Source organism: Haladaptatus halobius (genome assembly GCF_020618475.1).
Classification (GTDB): Archaea; Halobacteriota; Halobacteria; order Halobacteriales; family Haladaptataceae; genus Haladaptatus; species Haladaptatus halobius.
Genome location: NZ_CP085335.1, coordinates 1,939,012 through 1,960,076 on the forward strand (window position 1 = coordinate 1,939,012; position 21,065 = coordinate 1,960,076).

Annotated in this window: 25 protein-coding genes and 1 pseudogene; 17 read left to right on the plus strand and 9 right to left on the minus strand. The window is 63.2% G+C overall.

From position 1 onward, the window contains the following. Nucleotides 1-40: 40 nt before the first annotated feature. From LIW51_RS11190 to LIW51_RS11205, 4 genes are all read left to right on the plus strand, one after another. The gene (locus LIW51_RS11190) at nt 41-1,315 is read left to right on the plus strand and encodes an MgtC/SapB family protein (RefSeq protein ID WP_227374212.1); all 1,275 of its coding nucleotides are present in this window, start codon (nt 41-43) and stop codon (nt 1,313-1,315) included. A 47-nt stretch (nt 1,316-1,362) separates the two neighbouring features. After that, on the plus strand, nt 1,363-2,694 hold the full coding sequence (locus LIW51_RS11195; protein WP_227374213.1) for an aminotransferase class III-fold pyridoxal phosphate-dependent enzyme: 1,332 nt from the start codon (nt 1,363-1,365) through the stop codon (nt 2,692-2,694). Between the two features lie 31 nt (nt 2,695-2,725). Further along, nucleotides 2,726-3,370 (plus strand): helix-turn-helix domain-containing protein, encoded by a 645-nt coding sequence (locus LIW51_RS11200; protein ID WP_227374214.1) that lies wholly within the window; start codon nt 2,726-2,728, stop codon nt 3,368-3,370. Between the two features lie 80 nt (nt 3,371-3,450). Then, nucleotides 3,451-3,810, plus strand: coding sequence for a DUF7344 domain-containing protein (locus tag LIW51_RS11205; protein WP_227374215.1), 360 nt, complete (start codon nt 3,451-3,453; stop codon nt 3,808-3,810). Here the strand turns inward: LIW51_RS11205 and LIW51_RS11210 are convergent. The 3 genes from LIW51_RS11210 to LIW51_RS11220 form a co-directional block, all read right to left on the minus strand. After that, the gene (locus tag LIW51_RS11210) at nt 3,807-4,130 is read right to left on the minus strand and encodes a ribbon-helix-helix protein (RefSeq protein WP_227374216.1); all 324 of its coding nucleotides are present in this window, start codon (nt 4,128-4,130) and stop codon (nt 3,807-3,809) included. The two genes, LIW51_RS11205 and LIW51_RS11210, sit on opposite strands and share 4 nt — an antisense overlap. Before the next feature lie 39 nt (nt 4,131-4,169). After that, nucleotides 4,170-4,445 (minus strand): hypothetical protein, encoded by a 276-nt coding sequence (locus LIW51_RS11215; RefSeq protein ID WP_227374217.1) that lies wholly within the window; start codon nt 4,443-4,445, stop codon nt 4,170-4,172. A gap of 97 nt (nt 4,446-4,542) precedes the next feature. Next, entirely contained in the window at nt 4,543-4,722 is a 180-nt protein-coding gene (locus LIW51_RS11220) for a hypothetical protein (RefSeq protein WP_227374218.1), read from the minus strand. Between the two features lie 87 nt (nt 4,723-4,809). Between LIW51_RS11220 and LIW51_RS11225 the strand changes: the two genes are divergently transcribed. The 9 genes from LIW51_RS11225 (at nt 4,810) to LIW51_RS11265 (ending at nt 12,857) form a co-directional block, all read left to right on the plus strand. After that, nucleotides 4,810-5,727 carry an HhH-GPD family protein gene (locus LIW51_RS11225; protein ID WP_227374219.1) on the plus strand — a complete coding sequence of 306 codons (918 nt, stop codon included), beginning with the start codon at nt 4,810-4,812 and terminating at the stop codon, nt 5,725-5,727. Between the two features lie 53 nt (nt 5,728-5,780). After that, the gene (locus LIW51_RS11230; protein ID WP_227374220.1) at nt 5,781-6,362 is read left to right on the plus strand and encodes an NADPH-dependent FMN reductase; all 582 of its coding nucleotides are present in this window, start codon (nt 5,781-5,783) and stop codon (nt 6,360-6,362) included. 87 nt (nt 6,363-6,449) lie between these two features. Next, nucleotides 6,450-7,037, plus strand: a complete 588-nt coding sequence (locus LIW51_RS11235; RefSeq protein WP_227374221.1) for a thymidine kinase — start codon at nt 6,450-6,452, stop codon at nt 7,035-7,037. 8 nt (nt 7,038-7,045) lie between these two features. Beyond that, the gene (locus tag LIW51_RS11240; protein ID WP_227374222.1) at nt 7,046-7,654 is read left to right on the plus strand and encodes a YIP1 family protein; all 609 of its coding nucleotides are present in this window, start codon (nt 7,046-7,048) and stop codon (nt 7,652-7,654) included. Nucleotides 7,655-7,681: 27 nt separating this feature from the next. Continuing rightward, nucleotides 7,682-7,945 carry a hypothetical protein gene (locus LIW51_RS11245; RefSeq protein WP_227374223.1) on the plus strand — a complete coding sequence of 88 codons (264 nt, stop codon included), beginning with the start codon at nt 7,682-7,684 and terminating at the stop codon, nt 7,943-7,945. Between the two features lie 108 nt (nt 7,946-8,053). Next, nucleotides 8,054-8,293 carry a DUF8028 family protein gene (locus LIW51_RS11250; protein WP_227374224.1) on the plus strand — a complete coding sequence of 80 codons (240 nt, stop codon included), beginning with the start codon at nt 8,054-8,056 and terminating at the stop codon, nt 8,291-8,293. Nucleotides 8,294-8,399: 106 nt separating this feature from the next. Beyond that, nucleotides 8,400-8,567: a hypothetical protein gene (locus tag LIW51_RS11255; protein ID WP_227374225.1), complete on the plus strand. Its 168-nt coding sequence runs from the start codon at nt 8,400-8,402 to the stop codon at nt 8,565-8,567. A gap of 87 nt (nt 8,568-8,654) precedes the next feature. Further along, nucleotides 8,655-10,703 carry a DHH family phosphoesterase gene (locus LIW51_RS11260; RefSeq protein ID WP_227374226.1) on the plus strand — a complete coding sequence of 683 codons (2,049 nt, stop codon included), beginning with the start codon at nt 8,655-8,657 and terminating at the stop codon, nt 10,701-10,703. 492 nt (nt 10,704-11,195) lie between these two features. Beyond that, nucleotides 11,196-12,857, plus strand: coding sequence for a tRNA uridine(34) 5-carboxymethylaminomethyl modification radical SAM/GNAT enzyme Elp3 (locus tag LIW51_RS11265; protein WP_227374227.1), 1,662 nt, complete (start codon nt 11,196-11,198; stop codon nt 12,855-12,857). Between the two features lie 145 nt (nt 12,858-13,002). Here the strand turns inward: LIW51_RS11265 and LIW51_RS11270 are convergent, their stop codons facing one another. The 4 genes from LIW51_RS11270 to LIW51_RS11285 all read right to left on the minus strand — a co-directional run bounded on the left by LIW51_RS11270 (nt 13,003) and on the right by LIW51_RS11285 (nt 16,546). Further along, complete coding sequence (locus LIW51_RS11270) at nt 13,003-13,494, minus strand: YciE/YciF ferroxidase family protein (RefSeq protein ID WP_227374228.1); 492 nt, start codon at nt 13,492-13,494, stop codon at nt 13,003-13,005. Between the two features lie 287 nt (nt 13,495-13,781). After that, on the minus strand, nt 13,782-13,952 hold the full coding sequence (locus LIW51_RS11275) for a hypothetical protein (RefSeq protein ID WP_227374229.1): 171 nt from the start codon (nt 13,950-13,952) through the stop codon (nt 13,782-13,784). A gap of 142 nt (nt 13,953-14,094) precedes the next feature. Further along, on the minus strand, nt 14,095-15,633 hold the full coding sequence (locus tag LIW51_RS11280; RefSeq protein ID WP_227374230.1) for an aldehyde dehydrogenase family protein: 1,539 nt from the start codon (nt 15,631-15,633) through the stop codon (nt 14,095-14,097). A 94-nt stretch (nt 15,634-15,727) separates the two neighbouring features. Beyond that, nucleotides 15,728-16,546 carry an RIO1 family regulatory kinase/ATPase domain-containing protein gene (locus LIW51_RS11285; RefSeq protein WP_227374231.1) on the minus strand — a complete coding sequence of 273 codons (819 nt, stop codon included), beginning with the start codon at nt 16,544-16,546 and terminating at the stop codon, nt 15,728-15,730. A gap of 91 nt (nt 16,547-16,637) precedes the next feature. Here LIW51_RS11285 and LIW51_RS11290 point away from each other — a divergent pair, with 91 nt between their 5' ends. Further along, the gene (locus tag LIW51_RS11290; RefSeq protein WP_227374232.1) at nt 16,638-17,780 is read left to right on the plus strand and encodes an acyl-CoA dehydrogenase family protein; all 1,143 of its coding nucleotides are present in this window, start codon (nt 16,638-16,640) and stop codon (nt 17,778-17,780) included. Nucleotides 17,781-17,794: 14 nt separating this feature from the next. On the opposite strand, the gene LIW51_RS11295 is transcribed toward LIW51_RS11290, so the two are convergent. Both LIW51_RS11295 and LIW51_RS11300 read right to left on the minus strand, forming a co-directional pair. After that, nucleotides 17,795-18,328: a cob(I)yrinic acid a,c-diamide adenosyltransferase gene (locus LIW51_RS11295; protein ID WP_227374233.1), complete on the minus strand. Its 534-nt coding sequence runs from the start codon at nt 18,326-18,328 to the stop codon at nt 17,795-17,797. Then, nucleotides 18,325-18,567: a glutaredoxin family protein gene (locus LIW51_RS11300; protein WP_227376791.1), complete on the minus strand. Its 243-nt coding sequence runs from the start codon at nt 18,565-18,567 to the stop codon at nt 18,325-18,327. Before LIW51_RS11300 ends, LIW51_RS11295 begins: the two co-directional genes overlap by 4 nt. A 124-nt stretch (nt 18,568-18,691) precedes the next feature. On the opposite strand from LIW51_RS11300, the pseudogene LIW51_RS39115 reads away from it, so the two are divergent. The 3 genes and pseudogenes from LIW51_RS39115 (at nt 18,692) to LIW51_RS11320 (ending at nt 21,051) form a co-directional block, all read left to right on the plus strand. Then, a pseudogene (locus LIW51_RS39115) lies at nt 18,692-19,215 on the plus strand (pyridoxamine 5'-phosphate oxidase family protein). A gap of 91 nt (nt 19,216-19,306) precedes the next feature. Then, the gene (locus LIW51_RS11315; protein ID WP_227374236.1) at nt 19,307-19,843 is read left to right on the plus strand and encodes a DsbA family protein; all 537 of its coding nucleotides are present in this window, start codon (nt 19,307-19,309) and stop codon (nt 19,841-19,843) included. A 206-nt stretch (nt 19,844-20,049) separates the two neighbouring features. Continuing rightward, complete coding sequence (locus tag LIW51_RS11320; RefSeq protein ID WP_227374237.1) at nt 20,050-21,051, plus strand: DHH family phosphoesterase; 1,002 nt, start codon at nt 20,050-20,052, stop codon at nt 21,049-21,051. Nucleotides 21,052-21,065 lie beyond the last annotated feature (14 nt).

A 21,065-nucleotide genomic window follows, 5' to 3' on the forward strand; every position in this document is an offset into this window, starting at 1 on the left:
GCAACAATTCTTTTAGTCGGGTGGGCGCGTAGTTCGGGGAGTGCCCGGATTCGAAGACGTATTCGCGTCGGCTACGTTGGACAGCGACGTCGTCAGAATCGCCATCGCCGGAGCGCTTGGTCTCTTCCTCGGACTGGAGCGCGAGTGGTCGCAGAAGTCGGCCGGTATCCGGACGTTCACGCTCATCAGCCTCCTCGGTGCGGCGTTCACCATCATCGAGAAGGACGTGTTGCTCGCTCTGGGGGGCCTCCTCGTCATCGTGCAGGGAATCCTACTCGCGGTACAGGGGCTGATGGACGACGACGACGAAGACGCCGGATTATCGCTCACCACGTCCGTCTCGATGCTCGTGACGTTCGGCGTCGGCGTGCTGGTCGCGGAGGGATTCATCCTCGTCGGGGTCACCGTCGCCGTCGTGTCGTCGCTGCTGCTCGTGTTGAAGCGAGAACTCCACAGTTTCGCGTGGGGACTGTCGCGGGAGGAACTGCGCTCGGCGGCGGAGTTCGCCATCCTCGCGTTCGTCATCTACCCGCTCTTGCCACCGGGCGAGGTCTCGTTCGGAAGCGTCACCGTCAGTCCCCGCCTCGTCTGGTTGATGGTCGTCACCGTCGCGGGTATCGGCATCGCCAACTACGCCGTCGTCGAGAGTTACGGCGGGCGAGGCATCGCGGTGACGGGCTTTTTCGGCGGGCTAGCGTCCTCCACCGCGGTGGTCGGAACCATGCTCGACCACGTCCGCCAGCGCCCGGAAGCGGCCTCCTACGGCGTGGCGGCCATCCTGCTCGCCGACGCCGCGATGGCACTTCGCAATCTCGTCATCGCGCTGGCGTTCACTGTCGGTACGCCCGGCAAGACGCTGTACGGAGCCATCATCCCGCTCGGAACCATCATCGTCGGGAGCGTCGCCATCGCGGCCTACTCGGCGGACTGGTCGCAGGAGATGGACATCGACCTGGAAAGCCCGTTCTCGCTCCGGAACGTGCTCGGATTCGGCGTCATCTTCCTGCTCGTCGTGGTCGGCGGCGCGGTGGCGAAGAGTCACTTCGGCCAGACCGGATTCTACATCACAGCCCTGCTGTCGGGGCTGGTGTCGAGCGCCGGGGTGACCGCCTCCGCGGTAACGCTCTACAGCGGCGGTAATTTGAGCCAGCAGACCGCCGTATTCGGCATCCTGCTCGCCACCGCGTCGAGCATCGTCGTCAAGGCGGCGCTGACCATCTCCGCCCCGAATCGAATGTTCGCCCGGCGAGTCGCCATCTGGAGCACGGTGTTGCTCGCGGGGTCGGGCCTCACCGCCGTCGTCGCCGTCATCTGAGAACGCACAACGAATTTTTTAAAGCACCGCTTTCCGTAACCGGGTGCATGAACCGAGATACGGCCGAACCGCGGGTTGGGGAGATGCCCGGCGAGAAAGCGCGACGATGGGCCGACTACCACCATCAGTTCGCCGCGCCGACGACGTACGTATACGATTTCGTCTGGGACATCACCGAGGACTCGGTCGGTCCCTTCTGCACCGACGTGGACGGAAACGTCCTCCTCGATTTCACCAGCCACGTCGCCTCCGCCCCGTTGGGGTACAACAATCCCAAAATCGCAGACAAACTCCGCGAGTTGGACGTTCCCGACCCGACGAAGATCGCGGGACAGGATTTCTACGCGTCGGGCGGTTGGCCGCCCGAAGACCCCGAGTTCCCCGGCCCGACCCAGTTGATGGAACGACTCGTCGATAGCACCGACCAGTACGACATGGACACCGTCTTCCTCTCGAACTCCGGCGCGGAAGCCGTCGAGAACGCCATCAAGATATGCTACAACCGAGGCGGCCACCGCGCGTTCACCTTCGACGGCGCGTTCCACGGCCGCACCCTCGGGGCGCTCTCGCTCAACCGCTCGAAGGTCGCCCACCGCAAGGCCTACCCCGAGATTCCGGGCGTCGTGAACGTCCCTTACTGCGCCTGCGAAGGGGAGTGCGACTGCGGCTGGAAGACCGACGGACCGGGCGGCAACGTCATCGCCGACTATCTCGACCCCGACCAAGGCGTCATCGCCCCCGAGGAGGTCGCCTACCTCATCCTCGAACCCGTACAGGGTGAGGGGGGCTATCGAATCCCGAACGACGAGTTCGTCGCCGACATCGCGGATATTCGAGAGCGATTCGGCGTGAAGGTCGTCGCCGACGAAATCCAGTCCGGAATGGGTCGGACGGGAGAGATGTGGGCCGTCGACCACCTCGACCTCGACCCCGACGTCATCACCAGCGCGAAGGCGCTCCGCGTCGGCGCGACCATCTCGCGCTCCGACGTCTTCCCCGAGGAGACGGGGCGACTCTCCTCGACGTGGGGCGCTGGCGACGTGCTCTCCTCGCTTCAAGGTGCACTCACCATCGACGCGATCCGCGAACACGATCTGCTCACGAACGTCGCCGAGCGCAGTCGACAAGCCCGGGAAATAATCGAGGACGCCGCCCCCGAAACCGTCGTGGACATGCGCGGCAGGGGTCTGATGCTCGCCGTCGAGTTCGACACGAAAAACCGACGCGAAGCCATCGTCGATGCGGCGCTCTCGCGCGGGTTGCTCACGCTCGGTTGTGGCTACAAGACGCTCCGTATCCTTCCGCCACTTGACGTGACCGACCGCGAGATAGATATCGGCATCAACCTCCTACTCGACGCCATCGAAGAGACAGCGTAGTCGCTATAACCGTCCGCGACCTGAAGTTCGTATGAGCGTTACAGCGGACTTGACGATCTCCGGTGAGCAGTTTTTACTCGGTCGGGCCTTGTTCACCGACACGGACGTTCATGTCAAGTTGGAGCGCGTCGTCCCCGCCTCTCCGCAGGTGCTTCCGTTCTTCTGGGCCGTCGGTACTGAGTTCGAAACCTTCGAGGACGTCGTCCGTTCGAACTCATACGTCGATAACCTCGTCGCGCTCGACCGAGTGGACGGTCGGGTGCTCTACCGCGTCAAGTGGAGCGAGGAGGTGGAGAGTTTCGTCTACGGTATCGCGGCGGTCGGCGCGACCATCCTCGAAGCCTCCGGGAACGGCGAGTGGCGCTTTCGTCTCCGATTCGACGACCACAACGAGCTATCCGAGTTCCACGACTACTGCGCCGAACACGAGATCGAGTATCGCCTCGACCGAGTGATGACCGAAACGAACGTGGAACAACGGGAGTTCGGACTGACGGCCGAGCAGCGAGAGGCGCTGGTCCTCGCCGTCGAGCGCGGCTACTTCGACGTGCCTCGGGATGTGACGCTCGGCGACCTCGCCGAAGAAATTGGAATCTCACAGCAGGCGCTTTCCGAGCGCGTTCGCCGCGCCGCGGGAAACGTCCTCCAAGTGGCCCTCCTCGACGCCGACGAGTAGAGCCCTGTCCGTAAAAGGGGCTGTTATAACAGGCACCACCACTATTCTAAACACGACGTTTATCACGGACGATGGCGAGCATGGGGGACGATTCACCGCTCAACGACGAAATTTCGTCAGAATCGTCTCATCCGACGCTCCACGACGTAGTAGAGACGCTCGGACTGCCGACTCACCTCAGCATATCGCCGGAACTCCACGGACTGCTCGCCTCCGAGCCGCGGCAGGCCGTTCTCGCCCACCTCCACGAGACGGACAGGCAGGTGACCGTCGCCGAGTTGGTCGACCACCTCGTCACTACCGACGTCGAACGCGACGAACAGCGAGCACGAACCGTGCTCCATCATGTCCACCTCCCGAAGCTCTCCGACGGCGGACTGGTGGCGTGGAATCGACGGGAAGACGCGGTCTCCGCGTCGTTCGGGGAACGACCGCGTTAGAACTGATACCGGCGCTCGTCGTCGCGCTGGGGGAACTGGTTCGCACCCGTCATCTCTTCGAACGTCATGCCGGAGAGATACTCGTCGTAGGTCACGTCGTAGGTTCCCCGGAGATGGAAGTCGAGGTTCCCCGTCTCGACCGCGGACTGAAACAGTAAGTGGATGGCGCGGCGAACGAGTTCGTCCGAGTCGTCGGGGTCGAACGCGGCGAGGAGCATTGCGAGTTCATTGCGCGACTCCCGGTCGAGACTCACGGAGAGTTCCCCGTCGAGCGCGGAGTAGGCGGCTTCGACATCGTCCGTCAGGTCGTCGAGGCTCATGGCCGGGTGGTGGGGCGGGGACGGCATACCGCTTTCGCTCTAGAACTCCTCGTCGCAGTACCGACAGGCGTCTCGGCTGGCGAAGTTGCGTGCGCTACAGTTCGGACAGACGATGAAATGCTGGGACTCCGGATTCGATTCGCGCGCCGACCGACCGCCCCGACGCCGCTGGAACGACATCCCGATTCCGGCGAGAACGAACGCGCCCCCCAGCGCGAACCACGCCGCTGGACTGCGCGCGAAAACGAGGGGCGCAACCGGGGCGACGATGATTACGACGCCGATGAGGAACAGCGTGGAGGGCCGTACGTGCATCCTCGGAGGATTACGACGAACGGGCAATAAGCATTCAGGTTATCTGATTCTGAGTGTCACGCGGTGTCGTGGAGGGCGTTCCGAACACCGAAGCCGATCACTCGACGGTCTCGAATTGAGGAGCGTTTCGTTCGGCGAGTTTCAACACCAACGCGGAACCGAGACAGCACGCGCCGAGGGTGAACCACAGCCACGGTCCGCCCCGGAGGTACGCGGAGACGGCGTACGGCCCGAGCGCGAGGGCAACCCCGAGGAGAGCGAGGGTTTTCGGACGCATACACGGGAGAGTCGCTCTGGCGAGGATAAGCTTTCCCGTCGTCCGCGAATCGCTATCGGTAAACCGAACCGGGCCAAAGCGTTGGCAATGACCGACACGGAGTGGTCACTCCCGGACGACACCGACGCGGTGCGCGACGTCCTCGTCTCGTGGTACGAGGACGACCACCGGACGTTTCCGTGGCGCGAGACGGACGACCCCTACGCCATCCTCGTCTCCGAGGTGATGAGCCAGCAGACGCAACTCGGACGCGTCGTCGAAGCGTGGGACGCGTTCCTCGACCGCTGGCCGACCGTCGAGGCGCTCGCGGAGGCGGATCGCTCGGGCGTGGTCGGCTTCTGGACGAGCCATAGCCTCGGTTACAACAACCGCGCGAAGTACCTCCACGAGGCGGCGAGGCAGGTCACCTCGGAGTACGGCGGCGAGTTCCCCGAGACACCGGAGGAACTCGAGAATCTACAGGGCGTCGGCCCGTACACCGCGAACGCGGTCGCTTCCTTCGCGTTCAACGAGGGCGACGCCGTGGTGGACACCAACGTCAAGCGCGTCCTCTATCGAGCGTTCGACGTGCCGGACGACGACACCGCCTTCGAGGAGGCCGCGAGCGAACTCATACCCGAGGGCGCATCGCGTGTCTGGAACAACGCCGTCATGGAACTCGGCGGCGTCGCCTGCGAGAAGACCCCCGCCTGCGACGCTGCAGGGTGTCCGTGGCGCGAGTGGTGTCACGCCTACGAGACCGGCGATTTCACCGCCCCCGACGTCCCCACGCAACCGACGTTCGAGGGATCGCGCAGGCAGTTCCGGGGGCGCGTCGTCTCGGTGCTGCGGGAGTACGACGAACTCCCTCTCCCGAAGCTCGGCCCTCGAATCCGGGTCGATTACGGCGGCGACCACGGCGAAGAGTGGCTTCGAGGGCTGTTGTCGGATTTGGAGAGTGACGGACTCGTGGAGACGGAGAGAGACGAAGAAAACGATGCGTGGGTCGCGCAACTCAGACGGTAGGTCGAATCCTCCTCACTACAATCTATTTCCGCGCTCCGCCCGCAGTTCACTCTATGACGAATCAACCACGCATCGTCGCCATCTGCGGCAGTCTCCGAGACGAGAGCGTCACCTGCGTCGCGCTCGAACGCGCACTCTCGGGCGTCGAACGAGCGGGCGGAACCGGCGAACTCCTCGATCTGCGCGAGTTCGACCTGCCGCTGTTCGACGCGGACGACAGGGTGGCGGGCGACGTCCCGGAATTCAAACGTCGTGTGCGCGAGGCGGACGCGGTCGTTCTCGGCACGCCGATGTACCACGGATCGTACTCCTCCCCGCTGAAGACGGCGCTCGACTACTGCGGGTTCGACGAATTCGAGCAGAAGACCGTCGGCCTGCTCGCGGTGTCAGGCGGTCGATTTCCGGTCACGGCGATGGATCACCTCCGGTCGGTGTGCCGGGCGCTCGACGCGTGGGTGCTTCCGTATCAGACCGCCGTGCCCCGGTCGCACAGCGCGGTGCGGAACGGGACGTTCACGGACGAGGACCTGGAAGACCGCGTCGTGACGCTGGGACGGCAGCTGGTGCGGTACGCGAAGATAGAACCGTGTCCGGCGAGTTTCGAGAGCGGGGAGAACGTCGGCGCGGTGGAGTAATCTTTCGTCGGCCGAGCGTCGTACCGAATTCGAGCCGCCGACTGGAATAAGCAACCCTTTTGACGCCGGATTGAGCGCAGTTCGGGTATGCACAAAATCACGAACAGCGGGTGGGTCGAGGTCATCACCGGCTGTATGTTCTCCGGGAAGACCGAGGAACTACTGCGTCGGCTTCGTCGCGCGGAGATCGCGGGCCAAGAGGTCGCTGTGTTCAAACCGGAACTGGACGACCGCTACGGCGAGGACACGGTCGGCTCGCACGACGGCAGTTCGTGGGGGGCGACCGTCGTCAAGCCTGATGACGAGGGGGTCTGGGCGATTCGAGACGAGCTGAACGGCGAGCAGGTGGTCGCCGTGGACGAGGCCAACTTCTTCTCCCCCGAGCTCGTCGCGGTCTGCGAACGACTCGCCGAGGACGGCAGACGCGTCATCGTCAGCGGCACCGACCAGACGTTCCGCGGCGAACCGTTCGATCCACTTCCGCAACTCATCTCGCTGTCGGAGTACGTCGAGAAGCTACAGGCCATCTGTGCGACGTGCGGCGAACCTGCGACGCGCAACCAGCGACTCATCGACGGAGAACCGGCGCACGTCGACGACCCGACGATTCTGGTCGGCGCACAGGAGTCCTACGAAGCGCGCTGTCGGAACTGTCATACCCTCCGCACCGAGTAGAGATAACCGTGACACAGTGGGTCGAGAATCCGACGGGCGGGCGCGACCGCGGTCCGCAGGCCGTCCTTCGCGCGTGGGTCGAAGTGATCGTGCGACCCCGCCGGTTCTTCAACACGGGGGTCGCACCCGGCGACCAAGCGCCGGGGATGGTGTTCGGCGTGCTCGTGACGCTGGTGTCGGTCGCCTCCCGAATTGCGTTCGGCGAGTTAGCCGTCGGCGACGTCGCTGGCGACCCGCTTCTCACGAAACTCCTCGCGCTCGTGCTGGTCGGACTGTTCGTCGCGCCTCTCGTTCTTCACCTGACGGCGGCGCTTCAGACGGTCATCCTGATGGCTCTCGTTCCGAACCGGGCAGGTATCAGCGAGACCGTGCAGGTCATCGGTTACTCGGTCGCACCCTGTCTGTTCGCGGGGGTCCCCGTGCCCGAACTGCGCGCCGTCTGCACCGTGTACGGCGCGCTGTTGCTCGTCGTCGGACTCAAGGAAGTTCACGATACGTCCTATGCACGCGCGGCGCTCGCAGCGGCTCTCCCCGCAGTGTTGGTGTTCGGCTACGGTTTCGGCGGCGAGGCGGCGCTGAAAAGCGTCGTTCCTCCCCTCGCTGCGTTCCCGTGGTAATTAAGACAGGGACGCCGTATCGAAAGTATGCTCAACTTGCGCGTCGACGATTTCATGGTCGAGCTGAAAGATGGTGCTATCAAGAACGTCGGTCCATCGAACAAGACCGGGTCGGCGAAGTTGTTCGACGTGGAGTCCGCAGAGGTACGGGAGTTCGGCGATAAGCGTGTTAAACTGGTGTTCGAGGACGACGAGGGCAACGAGGTGCAGGTTGCACTGTTTCCGGAAAACGTCCGAAAAATAGCATCAGATATCGAAAATTTAGAGGACGACAGCCCAGTTTTCGAGTGAAAGTCGAATATTTCTCCCCGTTCGGGTGAACGTCGCACACGTTCTTCTTTCGATTCGTTAAGCACTCAATAATAATACCATGGTATGTTGTAGCACATTTTGCGGAGCATGTCCACTATCACTGATTCCGAAACGAGGGAAAACCGCTCGAACGAGGAGGAGAACAGGTCGGCCGCTTTCTCGCTTTCGGCTCCAGTTCGACTCGTCGGCTTCTGGATGGCGATTGCCCTTCCGTTCCTCTATCTCCCCCTCTTAGCAGCCGGTCTCGAAACGACTGGGCAACGGCAGACGTTCCTTCTACTGTTGGTGTTGAACGTCGTCGCCTTGACGGTGGGCCGCCGGTACTGAGCGGGCGCTTAACCCACCGCTAAGCCGTTATTTACCCGTTAACACGCGACATACAGCTTCCATTAGCGAGCCTATAACTATGCGTCCTCTCGGCGGAGGGAGGTGTATGTCCCAATCGGCGATGACCGTCGGTTGCCCCCACTGCGGGACGGCCTCGACGGTCGATATGGTGACCACAAACGGGGATGCGAGTCGGCCCGACGAAGAGAGGCTGAAAGGGAGACGAGTGGACTGCCACCACTGCGGTGGCGGCTTCTCCTTCTACCATTATTAGCTTCCGTCCGCGCAGTTCGATGCGGACGATATCCGCGTCGGGATTTCGACAACCGTTTTAGGCCGGGACTATTCTATGCCAGTATAAATGGGTAACTGCGTCATTTGCGGGACGCCTGCCGACGGCGAAATCTGCGCCAGTCACGAGCAGGACGTCCTCTTCGAATTCGAAGGTAACCGCCCCGAACAGCTCACTCGAGGACGATACTATAGCGGTACAGTGGACGGCTTCGCCGACTTCGGCGTATTCATCGACATCGGCGACAGCGTGACCGGCCTACTCCACAAGAGTGAGTTAGACCAGCGACTCGACAGCCTCGACTGGGAGCAGGGCGACACGGTGTTCGTCGAAGTACTCGGCGTCCGCGATAACGGAAACGTCGACCTCGGCTGGTCGATCCGCCAGTCGGAACGCGAGTTCCGCGGCAAGCTCGTGCAGGACAGCGAGAGCACGTACCAACCCGACGAAGAAACGGAAACCGAGCAATCGACTGCCGGCCAATCGACCAGCGACCAGCCGACCACCGAGCAGTCGAACGTCGACCAGCAGTTGGAGCCACCCACGACGACCGACGGCTCCGGAACCGCAGTCGGTGACGCGACGCTCCCTGAACATGAGGAGCCGCCGGAGCACGTCACCATCGAATCGCTCGGCGAGCGCGTCGGCGAGCGCGTCCGAATCGAAGGCGAGATAGTCGGCGCGAGCCAGACGAGCGGTCCGACGGTGTTCGAACTCCGCGACGAAACCGCCGTCGTCGACTGCGCCGCCTTCAAGGAAGCTGGCGTCCGCGCGTACCCCGAAGTGGACACCGGCGACGTGGTTCGACTGGTCGGCGAAGTCGAACTCCGAAACAACGAACTACAGGTCGAGACTGAGCAGTTACACGCGCTCACCGACGACGAGGAAGCCGCCGTCCACGACCGACTGGCCGAAGCGCTGGAGAACGAGGCGCGCCCCGCTGACGTCGACCTGCTCGCCGACGACTCGCTGGTCGAGGCGATTCACGACGACATCCGCGACGCGGCGGGCGCGATTCGCCGCGCGGTCATCGAGTCCCGACCCGTCATCGTCCGGCACAACGCGACCGCCGAGGGCTACGTGGCTGGTGCGGCGCTGGAACGCGCAGTCCTCCCGCTGGTACGCGAAGAGCACGCGCGGAGCGACGCGCAGTACCACTTCTTCGACCGGCGCCCCCTCGAAGACGGCTTCTACGACATGGAGGACGCGACGAAGGACGCGACCATCATGCTCGACAACCGCGAACGCCACGACGAGAAACTTCCCCTCTTCGTGTTCGTCGACGCCGGAAGCACCGTCGAATCGAGCGATGGTCTCTCCCTGCTCGACATCTACGACGCGCCTCAGGTCGTCATCGACACGCACTATCCGGACGAGAACGTCGCCGAGACGGCGGACGTCGTCGTCAACCCCTTCCTCAGCGACTCGGACGAGGGCGCGACGGCCGGCGTCCTCGGCGCGAACGTCGCGGCCCACGTCAACGCCGACGTGCGCGAGGACGTGGCTCACCTCCCCGCCGTCAGCTACTGGGAGGACGCCCCTGCAAGGTACGTCGAACTGGCAGCGGAGGCCGGCTACGACGAAGCGCACGTCACGGCGCTGCGCGAGGCGGTCGCGCTGGAGGCGTACTACCAGTCCTACGAGGACAAGCGCGAACTCATCACCGACCTGCTATTCGAGCACGCCAAACGCGACCTCGCCGAGCACGTCAGCGAGCAGTTCCGGACGAAGCTTGAAGACGAACTCAACACCGCGGAGCCGAACCTCTCGGTTCGCGGCGCGAACGGCGTCACCTTCACCGTCCTCGACACGGACGCCTACACCCACCGCTTCGACTTTCCGCCCACGAACGTCCTCTTGGACGCGCTCCACCGCCGCGACATCACGGGCAGACCGGGCGGCCCGAACGTCACGCTCGGTCTCGCGGACGACGAACTCCACATCAGGAGCGACGTCGGCGTCAACGTCCGCGACATCGCGGAATCGGCCCGCGAGCGCGCGCCCGACGCCGGTATCGTTCCCGTCGGCACGCGCGACGGGAAACTCGAATTCCTCCGCGGCGAGCGTGAGGCCGCGCTGGATGCGGTCATCGAAGCGGTCAGCGAGCGCGTGAATTAAACGCGCGATTTCGTTCTTCGGTTTTGGCTTGCGTGGTTTCGAACTTCGAGTCGGCGACCGTGCGATATAGACATCCCGGCGTTTCTGAGGACGACTGCTCGACGCGAGCGACACCGTCACGCGGCGACATCGATCGTTCCGACGTGTCGATTACCGCTACCGGGCACCAGCCACGCCCGACCACTCTCGGCCTGCCAAGCGACTGGTCGAGTTTCGCCTCCGAGTCGGAGGTTGAGTTCCCGGAGAAAACGGCAGGGTGGCTACTTTCCGAAATCGGTTGGCCAAATTTGGCATGTGCCTAGCAGTTGTAATCTCGTCTTCGTCGACGAAACCAGTCTAGCGACACGGTGGTGTGACTTACGCCTAGCCGCACCGAGCGCCACGGCGAATGTGATGGAAATCTTCGACTCGGGTGATCTACCAAATCGAGTCCATCTCGCTAACTGTTCGTAGACGACACGCTTATCCGGCGGAACCGACGACTACGAAGCAATGAGCACCGAGACGCCGGACGCCACGGAGACCGAGGCGTTCGAGCAGGTCTGCGAGGAACTCGTCGACCGAATCCTCGAAGGGGAGGTCGAGCGCGACGACGTGGAGCGCGCGAAACTCGACGCCTGCTCGGAGCACTCGGCACCGAAAGTGCCGAAGAACTCCGAGATTCTCGATTTCGCGCCCAGCGAGCGCCGCGAGGAACTGGAAGCGGTGCTCCGGCGCAAACCGGTTCGCACCGCGTCGGGCGTCTCGCCGGTCGCCATCATGACCAGTCCGCATCAGTGCCCGCACGGGAAGTGTCTCTACTGTCCTGGCGGGCCATCGTCCGAGTTCTCGTCGTCGCAGAGCTACACGGGCCACGAACCCGCCGCGGCGCGGGGCGTGCAGAACGACTACGACCCCTACGGTCAGGTCACCCTGCGACTGGAACAGCTGCGCGAAATCGGCCACCCCATCGATAAGGTCGAGCTCATCCTGATGGGCGGGACGATGACCGCCCGGAGCCACGACTATCAGGAGTGGTTCGTCAAGCGTGCGCTGGAGGCGATGAACGATTACGACGTGAACAAGGAGCCGGAACCGGCGGAGGGTGAGAGCTTCGCACAGCGTCCGGAGGAGTACGAGTTCCGTTATCTAGAGGACGTCATCGCCGAGAACGAGACGGGCGACGTGCGCAACATCGGCACCACGTTCGAGACGAAACCCGACTGGTGTGACCCCGAGCAGATAGACCGGATGCTCGACTTGGGCGGGACGAAAGTCGAAGTCGGCGTCCAGACCACGTTCGAACGAATCAACCGGGAGATGCACCGTGGACACGGCGCACAGGCCTCCATCGAGGCGAACCAGCGCCTTCGGGATTCGGCGTTCAAGGTCGGTTTCCACATGATGCCCGGCCAACCCGGCATGTCGAAGAAGATGTGTCTGGAGGATTTCCGGCGCATCTTCGAGGACGAGAAGTGGAAGCCCGACTACCTCAAAATCTATCCGACGCTCGTAGTTCGGGGCACCGCGACCTACGACTGGTGGTACGAGGGCGAGTACGAACCGCTCCGCAACGAGGAGGCCGCCGAACTCGTCGCGGAAATCAAGTCGATGATCCCGAAGTACGTCCGACTTCAGCGCGTCCAGCGCGACATCCCCGCCGACTTCATCGACGCCGGGGTGTGGAAGTCCAACCTCCGCCAGCTCGCACGCCAGAAGATGGACGAGCACGGTTGGACGTGCGACTGTATCCGCTGCCGCGAAGTCGGCATGAATGACCGAGACCCCGAATCGGTCGAACTCGACGTGCTGACCTACGACGCCGCCGGGGGCGCGGAACACTTCATCAGCTTCGAAGACCCTGACAACGACCTGCTCGTCGGCTTCTGTCGCCTGCGCTTCCCCGGCGACCCCGTGCGCCGCGAACTCGACAACGCCGCGCTCCTCCGCGAACTCCACGTCTACGGGAGCGAGGTGTCGGTCGGCTCGGCCAGCGAGGACGATCAACACCAGCACCGCGGCTACGGACGACACTTGATGGAGAGAGCCGAGGAGATTGCCGCCGACGCGGGCTACGACAAGGTGAGCGTCATCTCCGGTATCGGTGCGCGCGAATACTACCGGAACAAATTGGGCTACCATCAGGACGGCCCCTACGTCAGCAAACGCGTCTGAGCGACTTCTCCCGTCGCGAACCATACTGCCTCGTTTCGCCGATCACCGCGTACTGTCACCGTCTCCCGGTTCCGTCGTACTTCACGATACCCGTGTCGTCTCTCCGAAAAAGAACGTCGAGTTCCGACGGCCAGTCGCCTAAGCCTTACGCGGGGACGGCTTCCACGTCGTACCCTTCGGTGAGCGACTTGAGTTTGTCGAGCGCCTTCTCTTCCTCGCGCAGGTTCGCTTCGAGGAGGTCAGCCGCCTCGTCGTGGCCGAGTTTGTCGGCGATGAACGTGAGGTTCCCGTATGCGGCGATTTCGAGGTGTTCGGATTTCTCGGCGGCGGTCATGTCGAACAGGTTCAACACGTTCTGCTCGGGGTCGTCGTCGCTGAACTCCTGGTGGTCTTGGACGAGCCCGTCCAGCGCGTGCACCTGCTTTCGCTCGGGCGACTCGCCGATCCGGTCGAAGACCTCTTCGAGGCGGTTTACGTGCTCTTCCGTCTCCCCTTTGTGTTGGCGGAAGGCGTTCGCGATGTCGTCGTGGTCGACTTCCCCGCTGAGTTCCTCGAGCACGTCGACGAGCTGGTTCTCGACGTAGTACATCTCCTTCAGCCCCTCTTCGAACAGGTCGGTAAGCGTGTTTCCACTCATAGCATTTAAAGCGACTGCCGCGATTTCAGTAAACGAACGTGTTGCATACGCAACCCCCTTAAGCGAAGGGCGTCCGCACTTCGTGCGACGCTGGCCGCGTTGCACAGCTTTATCAAGGAGAAGGCAAAATGGTCGAACGCCGATGTGCGACGCTTTTCTCGTCGTGTGTCGGCATAGGGACTGTGCGCCTCGTCGCGTGGGTTTGGTCGGGAACCCACAGGCTTCCGGAAGCCGCTACCCAACCCCCTCGTCTCGCGGTCGTCACCTACTTTCGTAACGGATTCGGATCACTCGTAGAGCGTGCCGACGAACGACTTGACGACGAGGAAGACCCCGAAGATGACGAACGCGAGCGCGAACGAGACGGTTCCTCCCATCTGCAACCCGCTAACTACGAGAAACGTGATCACGGCCGCGACGAGCGCGAGACCGAACGTAACGACATCGTCCCGATTCATATCCGTAATCGCCCCCTCCGCCTAATAAAAATATGCTCACCTGAAGTCGTTCGAACACGACGGGGAGTTGTCCGTCCCGTTCGGCGTTTTAGGTCTCGTCTTCGGCGAGAACGAAGGAAACGCTTCGTCTAACTTAGCGTTCTCAGTTTTCGTCCTCGGTCTTGATGTCCGCCGACAGTCCCTGCGCCATCTGGATATCCTTCGAGTTGTTTATCGTCCACGCCGTACGCTCCGTGACGGCCTCGATGGCTTCGCGGGCGCTCGGGTAGCCGTTGCCGGATTTCTTCACGCCGCCGAACGGGAGTTGGACTTCCGCGCCGATGCACGGCAGGTTACCGTAGGCGAGACCGATCTCGGCGTTGTCGCGGAAGTAGTTTATCTGGCGGTAATCCTCGCTGATGATGGCTCCGGCCAGTCCGTAGGGCGTGTCGTTGTGGATCTCGACCGCGTCCTCGATATCGCCCGAGTAGGACATCAGGGCGACATGCGGGCCGAAGACCTCCTCGTGGATGCAGCGCAGGTCGGGGCTGTACTCGACCTCGTAGACGAACGGGCCGACCCAGTAGCCGTCCTCATGACCCTCCGGAATCTCGTCGTCGTCCAGCTCTTCGCGGTCGACGAGCACGGTCGCGCCCTCGTCTTTCGCAAGCTGGTTGTACTTGCCGAACTTCTCGATCTGCTCCTCGTTGACCAGTGGACCCATGAACGTGTTCTCGTCCAGCGGGTCGCCGACCGAGACGTTCTCGGCGAGTTCGACGAAACGCTCCTTGAACTCGTCGTACACGTCCTCGTGGACGATGAGACGCTCGCTGGAGACGCAGCGCTGGCCCGTCGTCTTGAACGAGGACATGACGGCGCTGTGAATTGCGGTGTCGAGGTCGGCGTTCTCGGTGATGACGATGCCGTTCTTCCCGCCCATCTCGCAGGCCGCGAGCTTACCGGGTTCGCCGCCGACCTTGCCCGCGATCTTGTGGCCGACTTCCGAGGAGCCGGTGAAGAGGACGGTCGCCACGCGCTCGTCCTCGACGATGGCGTTTCCGGCGTCGCCGAAGCCCTGTACCATGTTGAACACGCCGTCCGGCACTCCGGCGTCCTCCATCATCTCCGCGATGATCTGACCGCAGTGGGGCGTCTGCTCGGCGGGCTTCCAGACGACCGTGTTCCCCTCCACGAGCGCGATGGCCATGTGCCAGAACGGGATGGCGACCGGGAAGTTCCACGGCGTGATACAGCCGATGATGCCTCGCGGTTTCCGGCGCATGTAGGCGTCCTTGCTCGGAATCTCGCTCGGCACCACGTCGCCGTGGGGGTGGCGGGCGTTGCCCGCGGCCCACTCGACCATGTGCGCCGCCTCGACCACGTCGGCTTTCCCCTCGGAGATCTCCTTCCCGCACTCCTTCGTGATGACTTCGCCGAGTTCGTCGGTGCGCTCACGCAGTTCATGGTAGATGTCCCAGAGGTACTCCGCGCGGTCGATGTACGAGAGGCTCGCCCACTCGTCTTCGGCGTCCTCAGCCGCGGAGAGCGCTGCGTCGACGTCCGCGGGGGTGCCGCGGCGGAACTCGCCCAGCGTCTCCTTCGTCGCCGGGTTGACGCTCTCGAACGTCTCGTCGCCGTCTCCCTCGTCCCACTCGCCGCCGATGTAGTGACCGTAGACCTGCTGGCTAGCTTGTTGACTCATATCTTCGATAGAAACTCTGGCGGGTACGCTAAAAAAGTCTCCCAATTTTTGCCGGGGGAACTCCGTCGTTCTGCCCTCCCCTCCCGCCGCTCGATCAGCTCGTCTCCTGATCTTCCGTGTCCGCGAGTTTCTCGATCTCCCCCTTCACGCTGGCCGCGTCGAAATCGTGGTCGGGGCGCATGTTCACGAAATCGAGGAACTCGCGGGCGCCGAGTAGTTCTTCGGCGGAGTAGTGCTCGCGTGCGGCCACCACCGCGTCACGAGCGCCGATGAGGGGTGCGAGCGACGCCAGAGCGCACGCGAGGTCGTATGACCGAGCTTCGTCGATTCGGTCTTCGTTGACGCTCGTCGCGTCGATGAAGTATATCTCGCCGTCGGCGACGAGGACGTTCTCCCCGCGCAGGTCGCCGTGGGCCAGATGGTTGTCGTGCATGCGCGAGAGCGATTCGAACAGGTCCGGCGCGTGCTCGCGCACGGCCGCCTCGGGCATCTCCTCGAACGTCTCGAACTCCGGCAGGTACTCCATCACTAGCACGCCGAGACCGTCTGCTTCGAACGCCTCGATGGGTGCGGGGACGTTCAATCCAATTTCGCGCATCTCGCGCGTCGCTTCCAGTTCGTGCTCCGCCATCTCCCGCGGTCCGGCGAAGTGTTCGAAAAACCCTTCCGTCCCGCTGGAGAGGGCACCCAAGTTCCGCGCGCTGGTGAAAAGCGCGTGGACGAGTGAGTTCTGGCCCGACGTAATCTTGACAAACCACTGGTCGTCCACGACGCAGGGCGTCGAGAGCCAGTTGTCGGCGTCGATGAACTCGACGCGAATCTCGTCGCGGTCGTACCGCTCTGCGAGTTCGCGGAGAACCGTTTCGAGCCGTGGCCACTCGATGGTGCCGCGTACTAGCCGACGAATTCCCATCACCGTATTAAAACTGCGAGAGCACATAAATTGTTCCCGGCCCGCAGAGGGCTTCGCTGTCTTTATAGCGGAACCCGCGCAAATTTTGTGCATGGATTTCAACCTCCCCGACGAGCACAGGATGGTGCGGGACACCGTCCGGCAGTTCTGCGACGAGGAGATAGAGCCTATCGCACAGGAGATCGAGAGCGAACACCGCTTCCCCGAGGAGGTGTTCGACCAACTCGCCGACCTCGACATGATGGGCGTCCCGGTCGGTGAGGAGTACGGCGGCATCGGCGGCGATCAACTGATGTACGCCCTCGTCACCGAGGAACTGGGTCGCGTCTCCGGCTCAATCGGTCTCTCCTACGCCGCCCACGTCTCGCTCGCCTCAAAACCCATCGAGCTATTCGGCACGGACGAGCAGAAAGAACGCTGGCTTCGTCCGCTCGCAAAAGGGGAGTACCTCGGCTCGTGGGCGCTCACGGAACCCGGTTCCGGCTCCGACGCCAGCGACATGGACACCAGCGCGGAGAAGAGCGGCGACGAGTGGGTACTGAACGGAACGAAGCAGTTCATCACCAACGCCAACGTCGCCGGAAGCGTCCTCGTCAAGGCCGTCACCGACCCCGAAGCGGGCTACGACGGCATCTCGACGTTCATCGTCGACCCCGAGGAGGACGACGGGTTCGAGGTCACGACCGTCTGGGACAAGATGGGACTCAACGCCTCGCCTACCTGCGAGATCCAGTTGACGGATGTGCGCCTCCCCGAAGACCGCTTGCTCGGCGAGGTCGGCGAGGGGTGGGAGCAGACGAAGAAGACGCTCGACGGTGGCCGAATCAGTATCGCCGCGCTCTCGACCGGCATCGCGCAGGGTGCGTTCGAGGCCGCCCACGAGTACAGCAAGGAGCGCGAGCAGTTTGGCCAGCCCATCTCGAAGTTCGACGCCATCCGCAACAAAATCGTGGACATGGACAGGAAAATCGAACGCTCGCGCCTGCTCACCCACAAGGCCGCCTGCAAGTACGACGAAGGCTACTCCGTCTCCCACGAGAGCGCGCTGGCGAAACTCGACGCCAGCGAATCCGCCCGGGAAGTTTCGGAGGACGCCGTGCAGGTGCTCGGCGGCTACGGCTACACCGAGGATTTCGCTCCCCAGCGGTTCCTCCGTGACGCGAAGTTGATGGAAATCGGGGAAGGGACGAGCGAGATTCAGCATCTCGTCATTGGGCGGGAACTCGGGTTGTAAAAACTAAACGCTCGTTAGTACGTCGGACTTTCTTCTCGCTCCCCGTCGCGCTTGTTCACCACGCGAGCGAAAACGAAGAGCGCATCGGACAGGCGATTGAGGTAGGTCACGGCGTCGTCGTTGATGTCCTCCTCGCCGGCCAGCGCGACCGCCCGGCGCTCTGCACGACGACAAACGGTACGGGCGTGATGGAGGTTCGCGCCCGCCTCGCCACCGCCGGGGAGGATGAAGGACGTGAGGGGGTCGAGTTCGTCGTCGTAACCGTCCATCCACGATTCGAGGAGTTCGGCGTGCTCCGCGCCTACTTGCGGGTCGTCCTCGTCGGGGTCGGGGTTGGCGAAGTCGGCCTGCACGACGTGGAGGTGGTTCTGGATTTCTCGGAGGTGGTCGTCCACGTCGTCGTGACCCGAGGGTCGGCACCGACCGATGAGGGCGTTCAACTCGTCCACCGTGCCGTAAGCTTCGATGCGCGGACTCGCCTTCGAGACGCGGGACATATCCTGCAGGTCGGTCTGACCAGCGTCACCGCGCCCGGTGTAGATCTTCATGCGAGCGACTGCTCCACGTACTCGACGATGTTGTCGCTTTCGGCCATCGTGACGCCCCTATTCTCGTCCACGAGCACGGGGACGCCGCGCTGACCGCTGACGCGTTTAACCTCGTTTCGTTTCGAGTGCAGTGCTTCGACCCACTTGGTTTCGTACTCCACGCCCGCGTCGTCGAGCGCGTCGTGGGCTTTCTCGCAGTATGGACAGCCGTCGAGCGAGTACAACGTTATCGAAGGCATGATCGGACAGAGGGACGCGAGCGTAAAGTAAGCTATCGTCCCGGTCGCAGATCCAGGAACACGCTCCGTCATGCGGGATACGCTCGCCGGGTCTCGTGATGAATTTGTTACAAATTCGGAGCACATCTTTTCCCCGTCGTGTGCTACTACCGGCTATGGAGGGGACGACAACGACGAGGGTGCGCGGCGAAGCCGACCGAAGACCGAACGAAGCTACGGGATTCCCGAGAACGCGGACGGGATGCCCTCCTGGGAGTTCGTGCGCGAGAAGATGGCGAACGACCAGAACTACTGGGTCGTGACGACGCGACCCGACGGTCGTCCGCACGCCCGTCCGACGTGGGGCGTCTAGGTCGACGACACCTTCTACTGCGGCGGGGCGAGCGAACGCGCTGGGTGCGGAATCTCGCGGCCGATGCGGGAATCACCGTCCACTGCGAGAGCGGCGAGACGGTCGTCATCATCGAAGGTGTCGCGGAACGGATAGACGACGAGACCGCCGACCCCGCGCTCGTCGAACGACTCGATGCGGCCTACGAAGGGAAGTACGGAATCGAGCACGGAACGCCGTTCTTCGCGGTTCGTCCCGAGCGGGTCTTCGCGTGGAGCGATTACCCCACCGACGCGACGCGGTGGCGGTTCGACTGAGTTCGGCGGTTGGTGACCGTCTCCGGAACGGTTCCGTCCCGGTACCATAGGTCTATCACCGATGCCGTCCACTGTTACGGCGGGGGGAGCCATGAACCAATCACGCGTAAGTCAACTCGCCGTTCCGGTGAGCGAACGCGACCACGTCGACGGTGCGGTCGATGCGCCCGTAACGCTCGTAGAGTACGGCGATTACGGGTGCCCGTACTGCGAGGACGCGTACCGCGCGGTGAAGGCTGTACGGGGATCGATGCAAGGCAGCGTTCGATTCGTGTTCCGGCACTTTCCGCTAACGTCGCTGCACCCGCACGCCCAACGGGCTGCGGAGGCGGCGGAAGCTGCCGCCGCGCAGGGGAAGTTCTGGGAGATGCACGACCTGCTCTTCGAGCACTCGGATTCGCTCTCTGAGGAAAGCCTGTTCGAGTACGCCACAGCTATCGACTTGGACACGGATCGGTTCGGCCGGGAACTCGACGATGGCACGTACGTCGATCGAGTACACGAAGACCTCATCTCCGGAACGCAGAGCGGAGTTATCGGTACGCCGACGTTCTTTATCGACGGGGAACGCTACGACGAACAGTGGGATGCCGATACCCTTCGAGCCGCGCTGGAAGACGCGCTGTGACGCCGATTCAGTCCCGTCTACGGGTCACGATGAGGCGCACGACGAGGCCGGAAAGACGACGTATCATCGGTTCTAAAATCGACGGTTCGAAGCAGGGTCGGAACACCGAGGAATCAAATTCCAGATAGCGATATAGAATTCATTTATCGCTGCCCGATAGCGATTTCCATCCGCGGGTTGATACTCCCGCGGGTCGAACAGCTTCCATGACCCGCGCTCAGGAGTTAATCGAGTACATCGCGGGGGTCGAATCGCTCGCGATCGTCTGCCACGACAACCCCGACCCGGATTGCATCGCCAGCGCGCTTGCGCTGTCGGTCATCGCCGGGGAGAGCGGCGTCGAGGACGTGGAACTGTTCTACGGAGGGGAGATTTCGCACCAACAGAATCGCGCGTTCATCAACCTCCTTCATCTGAATTTGGAGCACACGAAGACGTTCGACCCGGATGAGTTCGACCGGGTCGCGTTCGTCGACCACGCGACGCCGGCGGGCCACACGGAACTCGATGTCATCCCCGACATCGTCATCGACCACCACTCGACGGAGACGCCGACGGGGGAGTTCGTCGATCTGCGGAAGGATTACGGCGCGACGACGACCATCCTCGTGGAGTATCTCCGAGAACTCGACATCGAAGTGAACGTCCAACTCGGCTCCGCGCTGTTGTTCGCCCTCCACCGCGAGCGAATCGATTTCATCCGCGAGCCGACGCCACATGAGTACGCGGCCGCGCTTTACGTCTGCCGCCACGCGGATCTCGAACTGCTCGAAGAGCTGTACGGGGCCGCGTTCTCACCGGCGACGGTCGACGCCATCGGCGAAGCGATCCGGAACCGCGTCCAGCGCGGTGCCACCCTCGCAACCTCGGCGGGGCGGACGAGCGAGCGCGACGCGCTCTCGCAGGCCGCCGATTACCTCCTGAACGTCGAGGGGGTGAACACGGTGCTCGTGTTCGGAATCGTCAACGGTTCGGTGGAGATGAGCGCGCGTTCCATCGACCCCCGGGTTCACGCGGGCGACCTCCTGCGGGAGGCGTTCAGCGACGTGGGAAGTGCGGGGGGACACGCCGACATGGCCGGCGCACAGATTCCGCTCGGGCTGTTCGCCGACGCGGACGCGGACGACGACGAACTCGGCGAGTTCGCGTCTCGGCGGGTCTTGAACCGATTCTTCGATGCGCTCCATCTCGAACGCAACGGGGAGTAGGCGCGTTCGAAACC